Here is a 19053-nt window from a genome sequence, read left to right as displayed (position 1 = left end):
GCCATCCTCAACCTTGCTGATGCGAGGTCGGACAGACGGCGCGGAGGGAGATCACGCTGGCTCGTCGCCGATCGAGCGCACCTCGATCGTCAACGGGCGGTAGCGCTCGCGGCAGGCGCCGATGCGGCCAACGCCGCCGGCGACGATTCGCAAAGGGGTCGCGCGCCCGCAGGCGGTGTGGAGCTGATGTGGTAGTCCATCTCGCCTTCCGCGCGAGCGCGCACCATCTCGGCGACCACCGCCTCGCGGGTCAGCGGCGCGCCCGAGCGGATCTCCGCGCTGACGTTGCGGCAGCTCTTGGCGACCTTGGGAGGCGCTGGCTCCGTCTTGGGTTGGGCATCGCCAGCAGGGGCACAAGTGAGAGCAGCACGGCGGCTGAAGCAGTGACCAGGCGCATGGGAACCTCCTCATCAAGGAACGAAAAGACCGGACGCGCACGGCGTCCGGGGCATCAGGACAGTCCGAAGTTCTTTCGCAGTCCCGCATCGACGGGACCCGCCGGCATGAAGCGGCGCAGCCGTTTCAGCAGCGTGGCCTCGCCCTTGGGCGTGGTCCGCATCCGCCACGGACCGAGCGCCGCGTCGACGATGGTCCGCGCCACGCCCTCGGGCTCCGGCGCCTTCCTGACGCTCTTCTCGATCGCGGCGACCACGAGCTTGCGCTCCGCGTCATAGGCAGAAATGGCCGAGGCCGCCTGCGGTGCGTTCAGGTCCAGGTTGGTCCGCGTGAACGACGGCTCGACCAGCGCGACGCGGATGCCGAAGGCGCGCAGCTCGTGGTCCATCGTCTCGGACAGGCCCTCGACGGCATGCTTGGACGCCGAGTACGCGCCCATGTACGGCGACGGCAGGAAGCCCACCACGGAGCTGACGTTCACGATCCTGCCCGCGCGGCGCTTGCGCATCGACGGCAGCACCGCCTGCGTGGTGCGAAGCACGCCGAACACGTTGGTGTCGAAGAGCGCTTGTGCCTCTTCCACCGAGGTCTCCTCAACCGCCCCGAGCAGCGTCACGCCGGCGCTGTTGACCAGCACGTCGATGCGGCCGGTCTGGTTCAGGACCGCCAGGATCCCCTCCTCCACCGACGCGCTGTCGCGGACGTCCATCTCCACCAGGGTCACGCCCGCGATGGGCGAGGCCTTGGCGACGTTGCGCACGGTGCCGAAGACCTTGCAGCCGCGCTTGGCGAAGAGTTCAGCGCTTGCGCGACCGATGCCCGACGACACGCCGGTGATCACGACAACTTGGGAATCAGACATGGGCGTCCTTTGCAGCGGGAAAGAGAGGAGACGTGGACTCGACCGTGGCATCGCCCGGCTTGAGCTTGAACCAGATGGCGTACATGGCGGGCAGGAAGACCAGCGTCATCGCGGTGCCCGCCAAGGTCCCGCCGATCAGCGTGTAGGCCAGCGTTCCCCAGAACACCGAATGGGTGAGCGGAATGAAGGCCAGGATGGCGGCGAGCGCCGTCAGGATCACCGGGCGGGCGCGCTGCACCGTGGCCTCGACCACCGCGTGGAAGGGCGTCAGGCCGGCCTGCTCGTTGTGGTGGATCTGCCCGATCAGGATCAGCGTGTTGCGCATCAGGATCCCCGACAGCGCGATCAAGCCCACCAGCGCATTGATGCCGAACGGCTTCTGGAACAGCAGCAGCGTGGGCACGACGCCAATCAGGCCCAGCGGACTGGTGAGGAAGACCATCACCATCGCGGACAGCGAGCGCACCTGCAGCACGATGATGAGCAGCGTGAGCGCCACCATGATCGGGAACAGCGGCAGCATCGCCGTCGTCGCCTTGCCCGACTCCTCGATCGAGCCGGCCTGCTCGATGCGATAACCGCTGGGCAGCTTCGCGATCAGCGGCTGCAGCTGATGCGAAATGGCTGTCGACACGTCCGGTGGCTGCAAGCCTTCAGCGATGTCGCCCCGCACCGTGATAGTCGGCACGCGGTCGCGCCGGCGCATGACGGCCTCCTCGGGACGGACCTCGATCTCGCCCAGCTGGGACAGCGGGATGCGCTGCCCGTTCGCGCCGGTCAGCGTGAAGTCGCCGAGCTTGGCCGGGTCGAGCCGGAAATCGCCAGCGGCGCGAGCGATGACCTGCACGCTGCGGATGTCCTGCCGCACCACCGTGACCGGCACGCCGTTGAGCAGGAACTGCAGTTGCTGCGCCACCGCGCTGGAGCTGAGGCCGACGGCTTGCAGGCGGTCCTGCTGCAAGCTGAAATGCAGCGCCGGGACGCGCGAGTTCCAGTCCGTATTCACCGTGCGCATCAGCGGACTGGCATTCATCACCTGCTTCACTTCGGCGGCGATCCCGCGCAGCACCTCGGGGTCGGGACCGCTGACGCGGTACGCCACCGGATACGGCGAGTAGGGGCCGAAGACGAGTTGCGTCACGCGCAGTTGGGCCTCGGGCGCGAGGCCGTCGGCGATGGCCCGGCGCAGGCGCAGCTTCAGCGCCTCGCGCTCGTCCTGGCTGTCCGTCCGGATGACGATCTTCGCGAACGAGGGATCGGGGAGCTCCGCGCCCATCGAGAAGTAGAAGCGCGGCGCACCCTGGCCGATGTAGGACGTGACGATCTTGGCCTCGCCCTGCTTGGCCAGCCAGGCCTCGACCTTCGCGGCGGCGCCGCTGGTCTGGGCGATCGACGAGCCATAAGGCATCTGCACCTCGACCAGGACCTCCGGGCGATCCGAGACCGGGAAGAACTGCTTCTTCACCGCGCCCATGCCCAGCACCGACAGCACGAACAATCCGACGACCGAGCCGGCGACCAGCCACTTGCGCGCGATGACCCAGCCCAGCATGCGGCGGAAGCGCTGGTAGTTCGGCGTGCCGTAGAGCGCGTCATGCCCGCCCTCGACGCGCTTGAGCTCCGGCAGCATCTTCACGCCGAGGTAGGGCGTGAAGACCACCGCCACCACCCATGACGCGATCAGCGCGATGCCGACGATCCAGAACATGTTGCCGGTGTATTCGCCGGCCGAGGACCGCGCGAAGCCGTTGGGCATGAAGCCCACGGCGGTGACCAGCGTGCCCGAGAGCATGGGCGCGGCGGTGTGGCTCCAGGCGTAGGCGGAGGCCGCGACGCGGCTGTAGCCCTCCTCCATCTTCACCACCATGGTCTCGATGGCGATGATGGCGTCGTCCACCAGCAGGCCCAGCGCCAGGATCAGCGAGCCCAGCGTGATGCGGTCGAAGTTCTTGCCTGTGGCCAGCATCACGACGAAGACCACCGCGAGCGTCAGCGGCACCGCCGCGGCGACCACCAGGCCCACCCGCCAGCCCATGCTGACGAAGCACACCAGCATCACCACCATCAGCGCGGCGAAGAACTTCACCATGAACTCGTCGACCGAGGCGTCGATGTTGACGGCCTGGTCGGTCACCTTGGTCAGGGCCTGGCCCAGGGGCAGGCCGGCGTTGATCGCGCCGACCTCGTGGTCCAGCGCCTTGCCCAGGTCCAGCCCGTTCCATCCCTCGCGCATGACGACGCCCAGCAGCAGCGCGGGCTCGCCGCCGTTGCGGATCAGGAAGGTCGCGGGGTCCTCATAGCTGCGCTTGACCGTGGCGATGTCGGACAGCTTCAGCGTGCGCCCCTGCGCCACTAGCGGCGTGTCGCGGATCTTCTGCAGCTCGTCGAAGGCGCCGTCCAGGCGGATGGACACCTGCGGCCCGCGCGTCTCGACCGAGCCGGACGGCGTCAGCGCGTTCTGGTTGTTGAGCGCGGCGAAGACCTCCTGCGGCGAAAGGCCCAGGGTCGCGAGGCGCTCCTGCGAGAACTGCACCTCGATGCGTTCGGCCTGCTCGCCGACGATGTTGACCTTCTTGACGCCCGGCACGTGCAGCAGCCGCTGGCGCAGCGTCTCGGCGTCGCGCACCAGCAGGCGCGGCTCCTCGCCCTTGGCCTTGAGCGCGTACAGCGCGAAGGTGACGTCCGAGTACTCGTCGTTGATGAAGGGGCCCATCACGCCGGGCGGCAGGTTGCGCGCCTCGTCGCCGATCTTCTTGCGGGCCTGGTAGAACTCCTCCTGCACCGCGGAGGGCGGCGTGCTGTCCTGCAGCGTGAGCGTCGTGAAGGCCAGTCCCGGGCGGGTGTAGGTCTCGCTGCGGTCGTACCAGCGCAACTCCTGCAGACGCTTCTCGATCTTCTCGGTCACCTGGTCCTGCATCTCCTGCGCGGTCGCGCCGGGCCAGGCCGTGATGATGGTCATCACCTTGATGGTGAAGGAGGGATCCTCGGCGCGCCCCAGCTTGAAGAACGAGACCACGCCCGCCAGCGAGATCAACAGGATCAGGAACAGCGTGATGGCCCGTTCGCGCACGGCGAGGGCCGACAGGTTGAATCGGCCTTCGCTCACGGACGGGCTCCCGCTGTGGACGCCACCGCCGCGCCGGAGCCGACGCGGACCTGCTCGCCCTCGCGCAGCAGATGCGCGCCGAGCGTGACGATCCGGTCACCCTGCTTGATCTGGCCGCCGATGTGCGCGCCTTCCTCGTCCAGGCGCTGGACCGCGACCGGCCGCCAGGACACCTTGGCCGGCTCCCCCTGCACGACCCACACGCCCGGCCCCTTGCCGGCGTCGAACAGCGCGCCCAGCGGCACGTAGGCGCCGGCGGCCGGCGCGCCGGCCCTTCCGGGATCTGCACGGTGACCGTGGCGCCGAGCGGCGCGCTGGCGAGCTCGCCCTCCAGCACGTAGCGGGCCTCGAAGGTGCGGGTCAGCCGATCCGCCGCGTTCGAGAGCTGCCGCAGCTTGGCGGGCGATGCGTCGCCGCCGCGGCCGAAAAGCGTCGCCTGGGCGCTGGAGCCCAGGGCCGGGCGCAGCGTTTCGGGCAACTGCACGATCGCCTCGCGCCGTCCCGCGTGTGCCAGGCGCAGCACGGGCTGTCCCGCCGCGACGACCTGGCCCGGTTCCGCCAGCGTCTCCATGACGACGCCGTCGCCATCGGCCAGCAGCACCGCATAGCGGCTGGCGTTGCGGGCGACATCGGCCTGGGCCTCGGCCGCGCTGAGCTGGGCCTGCGCGGCATCGGCCGCCGCCTTGACCTGGTCATACGCGGACACGGAGATGGCGCCGGTGCCGCGCAGATCGCGATAGCGCGCCTCGTCTTCGGAGGCCTGCCGGGCCCGCGCCCGCGCCGCCGCCACCGCCTCCTGCTGCGCATGGGCGGCCAGCTTCAGGTCCTCGGGATCGATGCGCATCAGCGCCTGGCCGCGCTTGACGGTCTGTCCGGCGTCCACCAGCCGCTCCAGCACCTTGCCGGGAACGCGGAAACCCAGATCGCTCTGGACCCGGGCGCCGATGGTGCCGGTGAACGACCGGGTGGTGGGCGCCGCGGTCTGCACCGTGGCCACGCGCACCAGCGGCGCCTCGGTCCGGGGATCTGCGACGGGCTTCTCGCCACAGGCCGCGAGCAGGACCGGCAGGCTGAGAAGAAGCGTGGAAACGGGAAGGCGACGCCGGCGCATGAAAGCCCCAATGACGAGTGATCAGGCCTTCATTCTGGAACTAGTGACCAATTTAGTCAATGGTCACACATGAAAAACGGGGATTCAGGGTGACAGGCTTCTCAGGACGAGGCTCGAGAGATGCGCCGGCGCTTCCTCGGCCAGATGCAGGCTGTGCTGGAGCATGAGCGGATTGAAGCAGGGACGCAGGGCCAGGTAGATGGCCATGACCGTCTCGTCGAGCGGGGTCTTGCGCTCGAAGTCGCCGCTGGCGCGGCCTTCCTGGAGCACGTCGCGGAGCAGCTGCTGCACGCGCTGGTCATAGGCGGCGACCACGGCCCATTGCTCCGTGGCGGCCGACGCGGCGATCTCATAGAGCTTGCGGTCCTGGAAGAGCAGCCGCAGGCTGGCCTCGGTGAAGGCCTTGAACAGGCGGCGGATCTTGTCCGACGGCGATGCCGCGTCCGCCAGCGAGGCTGCGACCGAGGCCTCGATCTCCGCGATGCACTGGGCGCAGATCATTTCGCCGATGGCCTGCTTGGACTCGAAGAACTTGTAGATGTAGGCCTTGGAGAAGCCGATGGCCTTGGCGAGGTCGGACACCGTCGTCTTCTCGTAGCCATAGCGGCTGAAGTGCTCGGTGGCCGCGACGACGACCTGGTCGCGGACCTCGTGGTCGACGGGGCCGCGCGAGGGGGTTGGGGAACTGCTAGTCGGTTTCATCACGGAAAGCTTACGCGAGCCGACCCGAATGGACAACGAGTGACCATTTGGTAATATAGTCACTCGAAACATTCAGATCACATCCAGCTCTTGAGAGGTCCCCCATGTCGCGCAGCCTCGCCGCCGCATCCCTTGTTGCATCGCTGATGGCGGCCGGCCTGGCCGGATGTGCCGTCGGTCCCGATTACGTCCAGCCCCGGCCCGTCCTGCCGGAGCGCTTCCATGGGCAATCCCAGTTGGACCAGCGACAGGCGGCGGCGGACGCCGATCTTGTCCGCTGGTGGGAAGGCTTCGGCGATCCGCAGCTGACGCGGGTCGTCACGCTGGCACTGGCGCAGAACCTGGACCTCGCCCGCGCGGCCGCGCGTGTCGCCCAGGCGCAAGCGGGCGTGGGCGCCGCCAACGCCGCGCTGCTGCCCATCGGCAGCGTCAGCGGCCAGGCGGCGCGCGCCTACCAGTCCGTCGAAACTCCGCTCGGGCGCATCCTCGATTCGCGGCCGGGATTCGATCGGCACGGCAGCGCCTACGAGTTGAATGGCAACGCGAGCTGGGAACTGGACATCTTCGGCGGCCTGCGCCGTGAGCGGGAAGCCGCGATCGCGGAATACCAGGCCTCGCAAGCCGGCGCCGTGGCAGCCCGGCTGGCCGTGGCCGCCCAGACGGCCGATCTCTACATCGCCCTGCGCGGACTGCAGGCGCGCCTGGTGATCGCGCGGGACCAGGTCCGTACGCGCGAGGACCTGCTGTCCACCGTCCGTCTGCTGAATGGGAAGGGATTGGCGGCTGACTTGCAGGTCAGCCAGGCCGAAGGCGCACTGGCTCAAGCGCAGGCCACCATTCCTGAACTCGAGCAGGGCTTGGACGCCGCCAGGAATGCGCTGGACGTGATGCTCGGGAGCCCGGCGGGCACCGATGCAGCCAGGCTCGCGGACGCGGAGGTGCCCATCGCGCCGGGCATCGCCGGCATCGGCGCCCCGGCCGACCTGCTTCAGCGGCGCCCCGACCTGATCGTCGCCGAGCGGCATCTGGCCGCCTCGAACGCGCGCATCGGCGCGGCCATGGCCGAGTACTACCCCAAGCTCTCGCTGAGCGGCCTGATCGGCAATGCGACGTCGGTGTCGGCGGGCCAGCTCTTCAGCGGCGGCGCGAGCCAGGCGGCCGGCGTCGTCGGCCTGCGCTGGCGGCTGTTCGACTTCGGCCGCATCGACGCGCAGATCCGCCTGACGCGGGGCCAGGAGGCCGAGATGCTCGCCGCGTACCGACTGGCCGTACTGCAGGCAGGCGAGGACGTCGAGAATGCCCTCACCGCCGTGGTCAAACGCGAAGCGCAGGCGGCGGTGCTCGCCCAGGGCGTGGACGCCCTTCGGCGAGCGCGCGGGGCCTCCTTCGCCGCCTATCAGAAGGGCATCGTCAGCCTGATCGAAGTGCTGCAGGCCGACGAGAACCTGCTCCGTGCCTCCGATGCGCAGGTCCAGGCGCGCACCGGCTCGGCCCGGGCGGCCGTCGGCGCCTTCAAGGCGCTCGGTGGCGGGTGGAGTCCGGACGCGGAGACGATCCCCCGCGACCAGCAAAGCGCTTCGATGTGGAAGCCCAGCGGCGAATGAAGGCGTGACATCGGCACCGGGCGGCCTCGCCCGCGCGGCCCTACTCCTTGTTTTTCGCGAGACGTGCCGCGAGCTTCATGAGCGTCGGCACCCGCTTCCTGCCATGCATTGACCGCAGCCGCACCTTCGCCGCGCCAATGTCGATCCCCGCGCAGGTCACCACCAAAGGCGGCGCTTCGTCTTCCCGCAGGACCTCCGACTGCGCCGACAAGCCCGGCAGGCTTTTCTTCGACACGCCGACGACCGGGATCGCACCGCCGAGCGCCTCATACAGATGCCGGCCCACGCCCGGCGTTTCATCGGTATCCAGATGGACGAAGCCGTCGATCAGGAGGAGCTCGGGAGTAAGGCTGTGCTCGCGCAGCAGCTGCATCACGCAGCTGACTTCCCTCAGGTCGACGGCACCCCGGACGGCCTTCTCGACCGGCGCGATGGGCGAGACATAGGTCTTGATCGGCTCCGGCGAATCCCAGGCGTCGAAAGCCACCGCCGCGGCATTCGCCTGGGCACCGTCGAAATGAACTGCGACAACGAGTTTCATGCGCGGAATTATCAGCATGCACTGCGCGCCGCCCTGCATGACAACGCCCGCGGGCATCCGCCCATTTCGAGCGAGTTCCCCTCTCTCCAAGTGGGCTGGCGCGCGCGTGCCTGGCGCGGCAGCATGGCCTCTTCATCCCCGAATCCAAATGGAGTCAACCTCATGTCCGACAAAGCAGGCACCGCAGTGAAGGAAGTCGCCAACCTCGGCGTCCCTTGGGAACAGGCCTATGGCTACGCGCAGGCGGTGAAGGTCGGCAACATCATCCATGTGTCCGGGCAGCTCAGCCACGATGCCGCCGGCGCCCTGGTCGGGCCCGCGCCCCTGGACGAGCACGGCCGACCCAAGGACTTCTCCAACATGGCGCTGCAGATGCAGACGACCTACGAAAACGCCCGCCGGCTGCTGTCCCACTTCGGCGCCACCTTCGACCAGGTCGTCGAGGAGACGCTCTTCGTGCTGGACGTGGATGCGGCCTTCGCGGTCGCGGGCGAGGTTCGGCGCCGGGTCTACGGACCGACGCCAGCCGTCGCGAGCAACCTCATCGGCGTGTCCCGCCTCGCCTTCCGCGAGCAACTCATCGAGATCGCCTTCCGCGTGGACCTGTCCCTCGCCTGAGGAGCCGCGACGACGGCCGGGTACCGAGGCCCGGCACCGGGATTGCCGCATGCCTGCCATTGCCGCCGCGAACTGCGCTGAAGGTGAGGAATGGCGATGGAGGCGCGACACTCTTCCAAGACTGACCTGGTGGGGAAGGTCCTCTACATCGAGGACAACCCCGTCAACATCCTGGTGATGCAGCAGTGGGCGACCCGGTTCCCCGGCCTGCACTTCGAGGTGGCGGAAACGGGATCCGATGGCGTCGAGCGATTCCAGCGCTTCCGCCCGGACGTCGTGCTGCTGGACATGCAGTTGCCGGACTGCGATGGCCTCGAGGTCCTGCGCCGGCTGCGCTCTCTGCCCTCGGACAGCCGGGTGCCGGTGGCGATGGTGACGGCTTTCTCCGCGGAGACCGACCGGCGCCGCGCGCTGGACGCGGGCGCCGCCGCCTATTGGCTCAAGCCGGTGGACTTCAGCCACCTCGAGCGGGAGCTGAGCACCTTGCTGTCGCGGGTTGCCGAGCGGAGGCCGTGATGCTGCGCCGGGGCTCCGCAGCTGACGCCGACCCGTCCGCCCGGACGGACGGCCGGATCGCCTCGGCAAGTCCCTTCGCGACGCCCCAAGCGCCGAGCCGCTGGGGAGCCCCCTCCGCCGTCGGTCTGCTCCTCGCCGCGCTGTTGATGCCGGCGACGGCGATCGCCCAGGATCCCGGCACCGGCTACGTCGTCCTGAACAGCTACTCCCAGCCGCCCTTCGTCCAGGCGGGCGAGGCCGCCGAGAGCGGCCTGGCGCCGACTTTCGTCCGGCTGCTGCGAGACGCGTCCAGGCTGCCGGTGCCATTGACGCTGGAGACCGTGCCGCGCAAGCGCCTGGAGTTGAGGCTCGAAGGCCCGCGGTTTCAGGGACTCGCCGTGTTCCTCGCGCCCGAGTTCCTGTCGGAGGAAGCCAGGGCCGGCAAATGGTCGGTGCCGCTGCTGGTGGACGAGAACGTGCTGGTGAGCCTGCGCCCGCTGCCGATGTCCTCGCCGGAGGACCTCGTCGGCATGCGCTTCGGCGCCATTGCCGGGCACATCTATCGCGTGCTCGGACCGTATGTCGAGGCACGGAAGATCAAGCGGGAGGATGCGCCCGACCACGTGTCCAACCTGAAGAAGCTCTGCCTGGGACGGGTGGACTTCGTGGTGATGAGCCGTTCCGAGCTGGCCGGCAGCGGCGGGCTCGCGGGATGTCCTCAGCCCTTCAAATGGCGGTCGTTCCCGGAGCCGCAGGTCATCGTGCGGCGCGTCGTGATTCGGGTGCCCGATGCGCGGGTGACGGACCGGCTGCTCGCCGCGACGGAAGCGGTGGCCTGCAGCCCGGCGTGGCACGCAGCCCTGCAGCGACACCAGCTCTCGACGGTGGGATGCAATTCGCCACGGAGCGCGCAGGACCCCACGCCGCGGCGCTGACTACGCGATGCGGCAGCCCCCGAGCTCAGCGCTCGCCTTCGGCGCGACCGCAGCGGGACCGGCAGTCGCTCGCGACCTCAGTTCGTCCCGGCACTGGACGTCCTGTCCGCATTCGTGGTCGCGCGAGTGCCCTTGAGGTACTCCTCGACGTTGGCGGCCGAGGTCCCGACCGCGGCGACGGCCTCCCGGATCTGCTGCGGCGACACATCGAGCTTCCTGGCCCACGCGTCCATCTGCCCAGGGTCGCCGACATCGACGAGTGGCCCGAGTTCACCGGAGGGCGAGGCGAAACTTGCTTCTTCGGACATGGCCTGCTCCCGGGCCACGACGCGGGCCCGCTCGCAGGCTGAGCGGCATGCTGCGTTCCTGCGGGCGACCCCGTTTCAAACTCGCCATGCGAGTGGCCCTGGGCTCGCGCTTCGACTCACTTCTTCCGGTTCTTCTTCTCTTTGTCGTAATGCCATTTGATGGCGAAGAACATGCCGGTGCCGAACACGAGCAGCTTGAACGTCACCAGGACGATCGGGATCCATTCCATCATTTCTGAATACTTCCGGACTTTGACTGGGCGCCGTCATTCGCGAGGATCGCGACGGGTTGGCGCTCGGGTGCCGTCGATGCGGCCGGCGAATTCTCGCTTGCCGGCGAAGCCCTTGCCGCGCGCCGTCTAACCGGCGAGCACCAGCTGGCCATCGGGATAGCGCGATGACATGAAATCCACGAAGGCCTTGACCTTCGGGCTGGCCAGTCGTCGCGAGGTGTGGAGCACCCACAGATCCACCTCCTTGCCGCCCGTCGCGCCCCATTGCACCAGCGCGCCCTTCGCAAGCTGGTCCCAGATGATCGACTGCGGCACCTGCGCGACGCCGGCCCCGGCGATCGCGGCGTCGCGCAGCATCAGCATGGACGACAAACGCAACACGGGCACCGGCTCCAGCGTCAGGCCGGTGCCGTCCAGGGGCCAGGTCTCGCCGTCGCGAAAGGCATTGACCACGGCAGGCACCCGCACCGGTGTTCTGCTTCGCCGCGGCTTCGCGATCGACGGCGCCGCCACCACGACGAGCCGGTCCTTGGCGAAGCTCCTGCCCACGAGCGTCGTGTCCGGCCGGGGGTTGGGACGGATCGCCACGTCGAATTGCTCTTCGACCAGGTCCACCACCCGATCCTCCGCCACCACCTCGACCGTGACGCCCGGATAGCGCTGGCGGAACTCGGCGCAATGACGCCCCATCGCGAGCTGCGAGAAGAGCACCGGGGCGGCCACGCGCAGCCGGCCGGCCACCTGGCCGTCGCCCTCCCGCGTCGCGGTGAACGCGTCCAGCACCTCGCCCATCGGACCCGCGGTCCGGCTGAGCAACTGCCGGCCAGCGTCGGTCAGCTCCAGCCCCTTGGCGCTGCGCTCGATCAGCCGCACGCCGAGCTGCTCTTCCAGATCCGCCACGCGACGCGACAGCGTGGCCTTCGAGCGGCGGCTGGCGCGACTGGCGCGCCCGAAGCCGCCGTGGGTGGCCACCAGGTTGAAGTCCACCAGGGCATTGAGGTCCATGTGTTCCGGATCCGAGACGGTATGTCTCGATTCTGGCGGCTGTGTTCATCGTCTGCAACGGCCTATCTTTCGTCCGTCACCCCGACATCCCCCTTCTTCAAACGGAGTTTCAAATGAGCATCCTCGTCATCGGTTCCACCGGAACCATCGGTTCCCTCGTCGTTCGCGGCCTGGCCGAGCAAGGCGCCCAGGTCCGCGCCCTGGTCCGTCAACCCGGCAAGGCGTCGCTGCCTGAAGGCGTCCAGGCCGTCGTCGAAATCCCAGCCGTGCACCAGCAGCGTCGTCTCGCAGCGCGGCAGTTGCTCGGGCGGGATCAGCAGGTCGATGTCGCTGAACAGCCGGCCCGGCGCCGGCGCATGACCGCCCAGCGCGTAGGCGGCGCCCTTGAGCAGGATCAGCGGGCCAGGCAGCTCGGCCAGCGTCTGCCGCAGCAGCTCGACCTCGCGCCGCAGCATCTGCACCTGGCGCCGCGACAGCAGCAGCGCCGAGCGCAGGTGGGGCTGCACGGGCGGCGGCAGCGTGTCCAGCCAGCCGCCGACCTCCATCTGCTCGGCCAGCCGGCCGGCCAGATTGGAACGCCGCGCCTGGCGCAGCAGCAGGTCCCAGTCAGTCAGGCTCAAGCCGGCCGCGACCGCGGGCTGCAGCAGCACGCGGATGAGCAGCGGGCGGCGGCGATCGTCGCGCCGGGCGCTCATGGCGCGGACTCCTCGAGCGCGTCGAAGCAGGCCAGGGCCTCGTCGAGCCGGCTGTACTCGAAGCGGTGGCAGCCGCAGCGGTCGACCAGCCGCCCCAGCGCCTGGAAGCCGGCCAGGCCGTGGACGTCGTAGTTGAAGGACTGCTCCGCCAGGTCCATGAAGGCGCGGGCGCGCTCCACCGGGACGAGCTGCGCGGCCGCGTCGGCGCGCCACGCGGGCAGCACGACCCAGGCCGGGCGGGCCGGCGCGAGCCGCGCGTCGATCGCGTCCTGCGGCGCCCGCACCAGCGCGACCGTGCCCTTGGCGGTGTTGGGCATGGAAGCGCTGAACACCGCCTCCGGCGCGAAGGCGCGGATCAGCGGGATCGAGGCGTTCTTCAGGTTGATCGGCCGCGCCATGCCGTGGATCAGGCCGGTGCTCATGTCCAGCAGCCCCAGTTCGTCCGACAGCAGCCGCCAGCCGCGATGCGCCAGCGCCGCGCACAGGGTGCTCTTGCCGGAACCCGGTGGTGCCGGCATCAGCAGCGCGCGGCCGCCGCGCTCCAGCACCGCCGCGTGGATCAGCAGGTACTGGTGGGCGTGGGCGGCGATGCACCAGTTGATGCCCCACTCCAGCATCGCCAGCGCCTGCGCGGCAGGCAGCGGCGTGAAGGAGCGCTGGCCGTCGAACCAGAATTCGGCGCGGCCCTGCAGCCGGCTCAGCCAGTGGGGACTGCGCAGCACGGCGACGTGGAAGTCGACGAATTCGTCATCGCCGGCGACTTCGAAGTCGCGGTACATGGTCGCCACGTCGGCGGCCAGGTGCGGGATGTCGGAGCGCACGCGCACGGTGAACGGCGACAGCCGCAGCGTCACGCCGCCGTCGCGCATCCGGGCCCGCAGCCCGGCGGTGCCGACGTCCTGCAGTCTCAAGCGGCCGGCTCCTCCACCGGGCCTTCGGCCAGCAGGTGGATCTCGGCCAGCCGGCGCAGGTGCAGGTCCAGCAGCTCGGCCAGCGCCTCGGGCATGGGCGGCTCGTCCCAGTCGACGTCGCGGGCCAGGCGTTGCAGCAGCTGGTCGCGGTCCAGCGGCCCGGCGGCCAGCCATTCGGCCAGCTGCGCGCCGAGCGCGGCGATCAGGTGGGTGTCCCCGGTGTCAGGGTCGAAATAGACCGCGTGCTGTTCGCCCTCCCAGGCGAGCAGCACGTTGTTGAGCGAGGGCCTGCAGTGCCAGGCGGCTCCGGCCATCAGGCCACGAGCCAGTTGCTGTACAGGTAGTTCTTGAAGTCGGCCTGGGTCCAGGCCGCGCCGGTGGAGTTGGCCGGCTTGAAGATGCCGGGGCCCTGCGAGGCCATCTGCAGCAGCATGTCCTGGCCGGTGGCCGAGAGCACGCACTGGTTGACCTTGTTGCCGGCGAACAGGGTGTTCAGGCGCGCCACGATCATCATCGTGCCGTAGCCCGCCGAGTCGTTCTTCAGCAGGTTGTAGACATTGGCGGTGCCGCTGACGTTCTTCAACCCGGCCGGGAACAGCTTGGCCACAGTCAGGTTGTTGCGCGCGTAGGTGAGCGACTTGCCGGAATACCACTGGGCGATCACGTAGTTCCAGGGGGCGTTGCCGCCGCGCACCAGGGACGGCCGGTGTTGTCCTTCCAGTTGGCGATGTACCAGCACTCGGTGTTGTTGATCACCGCGGCATCGGCGCGGGCCTGCACGCTGGCGCCGCCGTTGCGCAGGATCGCCGAGCCCCAGGCCGAGGTGGTGTTGCAGTGCCAGGCCATCGCCGGCCGGCTGGCCAGCGTCAGGCCCACTGGCACCACGCCCGCCTGGATGAAACGACGGCGGCGCTGCGAGACGACGGTGCCCGCGGCGGTTGCCGGGGTGGCCGAGGGCTGCTGGTGGGTGTCGCTGCTGTTGTCCATAAGCTCAGCTTTCGTGGTGCACGGGCCCCAGGAAGGGGCGGACGCTCAAGCGGATCGGCGCTCCCGTCCGACCTGCGACCGCAGTGTTTCATACAAGGCACCGACCGGAAACCCCGACCAACCCCTTGAACGAGTGGCGTGCGGCGTCCCTCCGACGATGGATAAGTTAGCGCGGGCTTTCGGCGAATCCTTTGAGGCCAAACGACTCATCGCCGGCGTGGTGCGCAAGCGCCTCCGCGCCTTGAGCCGAACGCGCCATGCCGCCCGCCCTGTTCGAGCGACAGCGCTCGCGGCCGGCGTCCGTCGTCATTCCGCCTCGTCATGCACGACGTCGCGGTCGTCGGCGTCCTCGCGCGCCTGGCCGCCAGCGGGCCGGCGCTTCGCATCGCCCTGGCCGTCCTCGTCCAGGCCGTCCTCGACCAGGAAGCCGCCGCTCTGATGCGCCCACAGCTTGGCGTACAGGCCGCCCTGGGCCAGCAGCGAGGCATGGTCGCCCTGCTCGACGATGCGGCCCTGGTCCATCACGATCAGCCGGTCCATGGCCGCGATGGTCGACAGCCGGTGCGCGATCGCCACCACCGTCTTGCCTTCCATCAGCCGGTACAGGCTGCGCTGGATCGCCGATTCGACCTCCGAGTCCAGCGCGCTGGTCGCCTCGTCGAGCAGCAGGATCGGCGCGTCCTTCAGCATCACCCGCGCGATCGCGATCCGCTGGCGCTGGCCGCCGGACAGCTTCACGCCGCGTTCGCCGACATGCGCGTCGTAGCCCTGGCGGCCCTTGGGGTCGGTCAGTCCGTCGATGAAGTCCACCGCCTCGGCGCGTTCGGCGGCGGCGCGCATCTCGTCCTCGGTCGCGTCGGGCCGGCCGTACATCAGGTTGTCGCGCACCGAGCGGTGCAGCAGGCTGGTGTCCTGGGTCACCATGCCGACCTGGCGTCTGAGGCTGTCCTGCGTGACCGTGGCGATGTCCTGGCCGTCGATCAGCACCCGGCCCTTGTCCACGTCGTAGAAGCGCAGCAGCAGGTTGACCAGCGTCGACTTGCCGGCGCCCGAGCGGCCGACCACGCCGATCTTCTCGCCCGGGCGGATCGTCAGCGTCAGGTCGTGCAGCACGGTCTTGCGGCCGCCGTAGCTGAAGTCGACGTGGTCGAAGCGGACCTCGCCCCGGGTCACCGAGAGCGTGGTCGCGCCGGCGGCGTCCTGGATCGCGACCGGGCGCGACAGCGTGGTGATGCCGTCCTGCACGGTGCCGATGTGCTCGAACAGGCTGGCCATCTCCCACATGATCCAGTGCGAGATGCCGTTCAGCCGCAGCGCCATCGCCGTTGCCGCCGCGACCGCGCCGATGCCCACCTGGCCCTGCGTCCACAGCCAGACCGTCATGCCGGCGGTGGAGGCGATCAGGCCCATCGACAGCGCATGGTTGACGATCTCGAAGCCGCTGATCAGCCGCATCTGCCGGTAGGCGGTGCCCAGGAAGTCCTGCATCGCGCCGCGGGCGAAGCCGGCCTCGCGGTTGGAGTGGGAGAACAGCTTGACGGTGCTGATGTTGGTGTAGGCGTCGGTGATGCGGCCGGTCATCAGGCTGCGCGCGTCGGCCTGCGCGGAGGCGGCCTTGCCCAGCCGGGGCACGAAGTAGGTCAGCGCCACCACGTAGCAGGCCAGCCAGCCCAGGAAGGGCAGCAGCAGCGTGGCGTCGAAGCCGCCGACCACGCCCAGCATCGTTACGAAGTAGATCGTGATGAAGACCAGGATGTCGGTGACGATCAGCCAGCACTCGCGCACCGCCAGCGCCGTCTGCATCAGCTTGGCCGACACGCGCCCGGCGAACTCGTCCTGGTAGAAGCTCATGCTCTGGGCGAGCAGGTGGCGGTGGAAGTTCCAGCGCAGCCGCATCGGGAAGTTGCTGGACAGCCCCTGGTACTTGCTCAGCGCCTGCAGCGCGATCAGCAGCGGGCTGGCCAGCAGGATGCCGCCCAGCAGCAGCAGCTTGTCCTGCTGGGTCGACCACCACTGCGCGGGCGGGACCTCGCTGAGCCAGTCGACGACCGAGCCCAGCATCGAGAACAGCAGCGCCTCGAAGGCGCCGATGGCGGCGGTCAGGACGGTCAGCACCAGGATCAGCCGGCGCATCCCGTGCGAGCCCGCCCAGACGAAGGCGAAGAACCCCTTGGGCGGTTGCGGCGCCGGGGTCTGCGGAAACGGATCGACGAGTTTTTCGAACCAGCCAAACACGGCGGTCTCCCTGTCACTTCTGCGAGACCGAGCAGCCTACAGGAGCCGTGTGGCGGACGCATCCCACCCCCGCTTCGGTGGCGGGTGGGTGCGGTGAATGGGGGGATTCGCCGGCCCGGCGGGGCGATCAGCGCGCCGGCAGGGGCAGCAAGCGGCCCTGCGCCTGCCGCGGCGCGGGAATGTGGAGCAGGGCCGACAGCGTCGGTGCGAGGTCGACGATCTCCACGCGCTGCTCGATGCGGCCCTGCCCGACCCAGGCCGGGCCCCAGGTCAGCAGCGGCACATGGGTGTCGTCCTCGTAGGGGCTGCCGTGGGTCGTGCCCATCAGGCGCGAACCGAAGATCCAGCCTGGCTTGGGCACCACCTGCAGCGGCGCCGCGATGCCCGGATACCAGGACCTGCGCATCTGCTCGAGGTAGGGCGTCGCGGTGTCGGTGCCGGCGAGTTGCGCCCGCGTGAACGCGACCTGCACGCCCTCGACCTGCTGCACCAGCGCCTGCGCCGCCGCATAGACCTCGTCCTGCTTCAGGCCCTTCGCCTGGATGGCGGCCTCGTCGAAGATCAGGCCAGTGCCGGACAGGCCGACCACCCAGCGGCCTTCGCCGAACTGTTTCGCCAGCCCCGCGTTGACGAAGCCCACGGCCTGTGCCGGATTGATCCGGCCGGCGTCGCGACCTTGCGACTTCGCCCATTCGGGTGTGTCGGTGAAGCCGTGGTCGGCGGTCAGCACGGCGACGTAGTTGTCGCGGCCGACCTTCGCGTCCAGGTATTGGAACCACGACTGCAGGTGGGCATCCAGATGGAGGAAGTGATCGTGCGACAGCCGCGACTCGGGGCCGAAGGCGTGGTTGATGTAGTCGTGGCTGGACAGGCTCACCGACAGGAGGTCGGTCTGCTCATCCGCGCCGAGCCGCTCGCCCTCGACGGCGGCGCGGGCGAAGGCCAGCGTCAGTTCGTCGCCGAACGGCGAGGGCAGGATGTTGCCGTAGAAGCGCGGACCGGGGCCATCCATGCCGGCGCCCAGGACGGCCGGCAGCCGGTTGCCGTTGCCGCTGTTGGCCTGCCAGGGCTGGCCGTCCGGCACGCTGCGCGCGTAGGCGGCCTCGGGCAGCATCGGCGCCCAGGTCTTGCCGAAGAACTGGTCGGCCGGCTTGGCGGCGTTGAAGGCGTCGACCCAGGCCGGATGCCGGTCCATGTAATAGGTGGAGGACGCGAATTGGCCGGTGCCGCCCATGTACATGTAGGCCGTGCCCTTGTGGCCGGCGGGCAGGATGGCGCCGCGGTCCTTGCCGGAGATGCCGATCACCTTGGCGGCGGGCTGCAGCGTGCGCAGCACGTCGCCGACGGTCTCGACCTTGTAGTTCTCCGGGCTGGTGCCGGCCAGTGGCTCGGTGTTGTTGCCGATGTACTGGTAGCGCGGATCGGCGGTGTTGTACTGCGGCGTGCCGGTCATCGGATCGCGCCACTCGTTGCCGATGATGCCGCTGCGCTGCGGATAGGCGCCGCTGAGCATGATCGAGTGACCGGCCGCGGTGACCGTGTAGCCATGGCCGTAATACGCGTTGGCGAACCAGGCGCCGCGGTCCAGGAAGCGCTTGAAGCCGTCGGGCTGCAATTGGTCGCGGTAGCCCAGCACCTGCCGGATCGGCAGGCCGTCAATCACCATGAAGACCACCAGCCGGGGCGGCTTCTTCGCCGTGAAGGGGGAGGTGGCGGGGTCAGGGCTTGCCGCGACCGGGCTGTTGGCGGAGGGGGATGGCGCGTTGGCGCAGGCGGTCAGCGCGGCCAGGACGGGCACCAGCAGCCAGGTGCGACGGGTCAAGGTCATGGCGGGTCGGGCTCCGCGGAGCCGCTGAAGCAGGGAGGACTGCGGAGTATCCGCGTCCGGCCGCCACATGGCGGGCGTCTGACAGCTTCCGTGCTCATCCTGCGCAACGGGAAAACCCTGAACCTGGGCGCCTCGCGCCGAAGCCTGGACGGAAAAAAGGCCGGTCCCCACATGGTGACCGGCCTTCTTCACTTTCTGGTTGGATCGCTTGACGCGCTCCCCTCCTGTTATGGGAGGCGATTCTGCGGGCCGCAGGCAATGCGCATGCCCGGGTTTGCCCGGGGCTGGGCCTCAGATGTGAGAACTCCTCCTCAAGTGGGCGAGGTTTGCGCGGCGAGTGATGCGTCGATGCGACGTTCCGCTGGTCCATCCGCGGCGCGACGCGCGATCGCGGTGACAAGACGGTGACGAGATGACCCGGCTCAGGCGGACAGCGCGTCGTCCAGGACCTCGATCCAGTGGCGCACCGGCGTGCCGGTGC

General features: G+C 69.3%; 16 protein-coding genes and 3 pseudogenes. 5 read left to right on the top strand and 14 right to left on the bottom strand.

The window, feature by feature from the left end; all coding sequences use genetic code 11:
- Positions 1-451: 451 nt before the first annotated feature.
- From FUT87_RS02410 to FUT87_RS02395, 4 genes and pseudogenes are all read right to left on the bottom strand, one after another.
- Positions 452-1258 (bottom strand): oxidoreductase, encoded by an 807-nt coding sequence (locus FUT87_RS02410; RefSeq protein ID WP_147239954.1) that lies wholly within the window; start codon positions 1256-1258, stop codon positions 452-454.
- Entirely contained in the window at positions 1251-4364 is a 3114-nt protein-coding gene (locus FUT87_RS02405) for an efflux RND transporter permease subunit (protein WP_147239953.1), read from the bottom strand. The genes FUT87_RS02410 and FUT87_RS02405 overlap by 8 nt, the downstream gene beginning before the upstream one ends.
- Positions 4361-5475, bottom strand: a pseudogene (locus FUT87_RS02400) (efflux RND transporter periplasmic adaptor subunit). Before FUT87_RS02400 ends, FUT87_RS02405 begins: the two are co-directional and overlap by 4 nt.
- Before the next feature lie 84 nt (positions 5476-5559).
- On the bottom strand, positions 5560-6177 hold the full coding sequence (locus FUT87_RS02395) for a TetR/AcrR family transcriptional regulator (protein WP_147239952.1): 618 nt from the start codon (positions 6175-6177) through the stop codon (positions 5560-5562).
- A gap of 104 nt (positions 6178-6281) precedes the next feature.
- Here FUT87_RS02395 and FUT87_RS02390 point away from each other — a divergent pair, with 104 nt between their 5' ends.
- Positions 6282-7781 (top strand): efflux transporter outer membrane subunit, encoded by a 1500-nt coding sequence (locus FUT87_RS02390; RefSeq protein ID WP_147239951.1) that lies wholly within the window; start codon positions 6282-6284, stop codon positions 7779-7781.
- Positions 7782-7821: 40 nt separating this feature from the next.
- Here the strand turns inward: FUT87_RS02390 and FUT87_RS02385 are convergent, their stop codons facing one another.
- Complete coding sequence (locus tag FUT87_RS02385; protein ID WP_147239950.1) at positions 7822-8322, bottom strand: endonuclease V; 501 nt, start codon at positions 8320-8322, stop codon at positions 7822-7824.
- Between the two features lie 162 nt (positions 8323-8484).
- Here FUT87_RS02385 and FUT87_RS02380 point away from each other — a divergent pair, with 162 nt between their 5' ends.
- From FUT87_RS02380 to FUT87_RS02370, 3 genes are all read left to right on the top strand, one after another.
- Positions 8485-8940: a RidA family protein gene (locus tag FUT87_RS02380; RefSeq protein ID WP_147239949.1), complete on the top strand. Its 456-nt coding sequence runs from the start codon at positions 8485-8487 to the stop codon at positions 8938-8940.
- Positions 8941-9069: 129 nt separating this feature from the next.
- Complete coding sequence (locus FUT87_RS02375) at positions 9070-9456, top strand: response regulator (protein WP_186830318.1); 387 nt, start codon at positions 9070-9072, stop codon at positions 9454-9456.
- A 146-nt stretch (positions 9457-9602) separates the two neighbouring features.
- The gene (locus FUT87_RS02370) at positions 9603-10370 is read left to right on the top strand and encodes a hypothetical protein (RefSeq protein ID WP_147239947.1); all 768 of its coding nucleotides are present in this window, start codon (positions 9603-9605) and stop codon (positions 10368-10370) included.
- Between the two features lie 77 nt (positions 10371-10447).
- Here FUT87_RS02370 and FUT87_RS02365 read toward each other — a convergent pair whose 3' ends face one another.
- Positions 10448-10678: a DUF3606 domain-containing protein gene (locus FUT87_RS02365; RefSeq protein WP_147239946.1), complete on the bottom strand. Its 231-nt coding sequence runs from the start codon at positions 10676-10678 to the stop codon at positions 10448-10450.
- A 359-nt stretch (positions 10679-11037) separates the two neighbouring features.
- Complete coding sequence (locus FUT87_RS02360; RefSeq protein WP_147239945.1) at positions 11038-11916, bottom strand: LysR family transcriptional regulator; 879 nt, start codon at positions 11914-11916, stop codon at positions 11038-11040.
- Positions 11917-12029: 113 nt separating this feature from the next.
- On the opposite strand from FUT87_RS02360, the pseudogene FUT87_RS31310 reads away from it, so the two are divergent.
- A pseudogene (locus tag FUT87_RS31310) lies at positions 12030-12101 on the top strand (hypothetical protein); the annotation flags it as partial.
- 120 nt (positions 12102-12221) lie between these two features.
- Here FUT87_RS31310 and FUT87_RS30230 read toward each other — a convergent pair.
- From FUT87_RS30230 to FUT87_RS02325, 7 genes and pseudogenes are all read right to left on the bottom strand, one after another.
- Positions 12222-12611 (bottom strand): annotated as a pseudogene (locus FUT87_RS30230) (nucleotidyltransferase family protein); the annotation flags it as partial.
- Positions 12608-13522 (bottom strand): HprK-related kinase A, encoded by a 915-nt coding sequence (locus FUT87_RS02350; RefSeq protein WP_147239943.1) that lies wholly within the window; start codon positions 13520-13522, stop codon positions 12608-12610. The gene FUT87_RS02350 and the pseudogene FUT87_RS30230, both read right to left, overlap by 4 nt.
- Positions 13519-13836 carry an HPr-rel-A system PqqD family peptide chaperone gene (locus FUT87_RS02345; protein ID WP_147239942.1) on the bottom strand — a complete coding sequence of 106 codons (318 nt, stop codon included), beginning with the start codon at positions 13834-13836 and terminating at the stop codon, positions 13519-13521. Before FUT87_RS02345 ends, FUT87_RS02350 begins: the two co-directional genes overlap by 4 nt.
- Complete coding sequence (locus FUT87_RS02340) at positions 13836-14216, bottom strand: hypothetical protein (RefSeq protein WP_147239941.1); 381 nt, start codon at positions 14214-14216, stop codon at positions 13836-13838. Before FUT87_RS02340 ends, FUT87_RS02345 begins: the two co-directional genes overlap by 1 nt.
- Positions 14183-14509, bottom strand: a complete 327-nt coding sequence (locus FUT87_RS02335) for a hypothetical protein (protein WP_147239940.1) — start codon at positions 14507-14509, stop codon at positions 14183-14185. The genes FUT87_RS02340 and FUT87_RS02335 overlap by 34 nt, the downstream gene beginning before the upstream one ends.
- A 306-nt stretch (positions 14510-14815) precedes the next feature.
- Positions 14816-16744 (bottom strand): ABC transporter ATP-binding protein, encoded by a 1929-nt coding sequence (locus FUT87_RS02330; RefSeq protein ID WP_147239939.1) that lies wholly within the window; start codon positions 16742-16744, stop codon positions 14816-14818.
- Between the two features lie 127 nt (positions 16745-16871).
- A complete protein-coding gene (locus FUT87_RS02325; RefSeq protein ID WP_147239938.1) occupies positions 16872-18572 on the bottom strand; it encodes an alkaline phosphatase family protein in 1701 nt (566 codons plus the stop codon).
- Positions 18573-19053: the final 481 nt, after the last annotated feature.

The organism is Mitsuaria sp. TWR114 (assembly GCF_007997345.1).
This window is presented reverse-complemented; position numbering and strand designations above follow the sequence as displayed.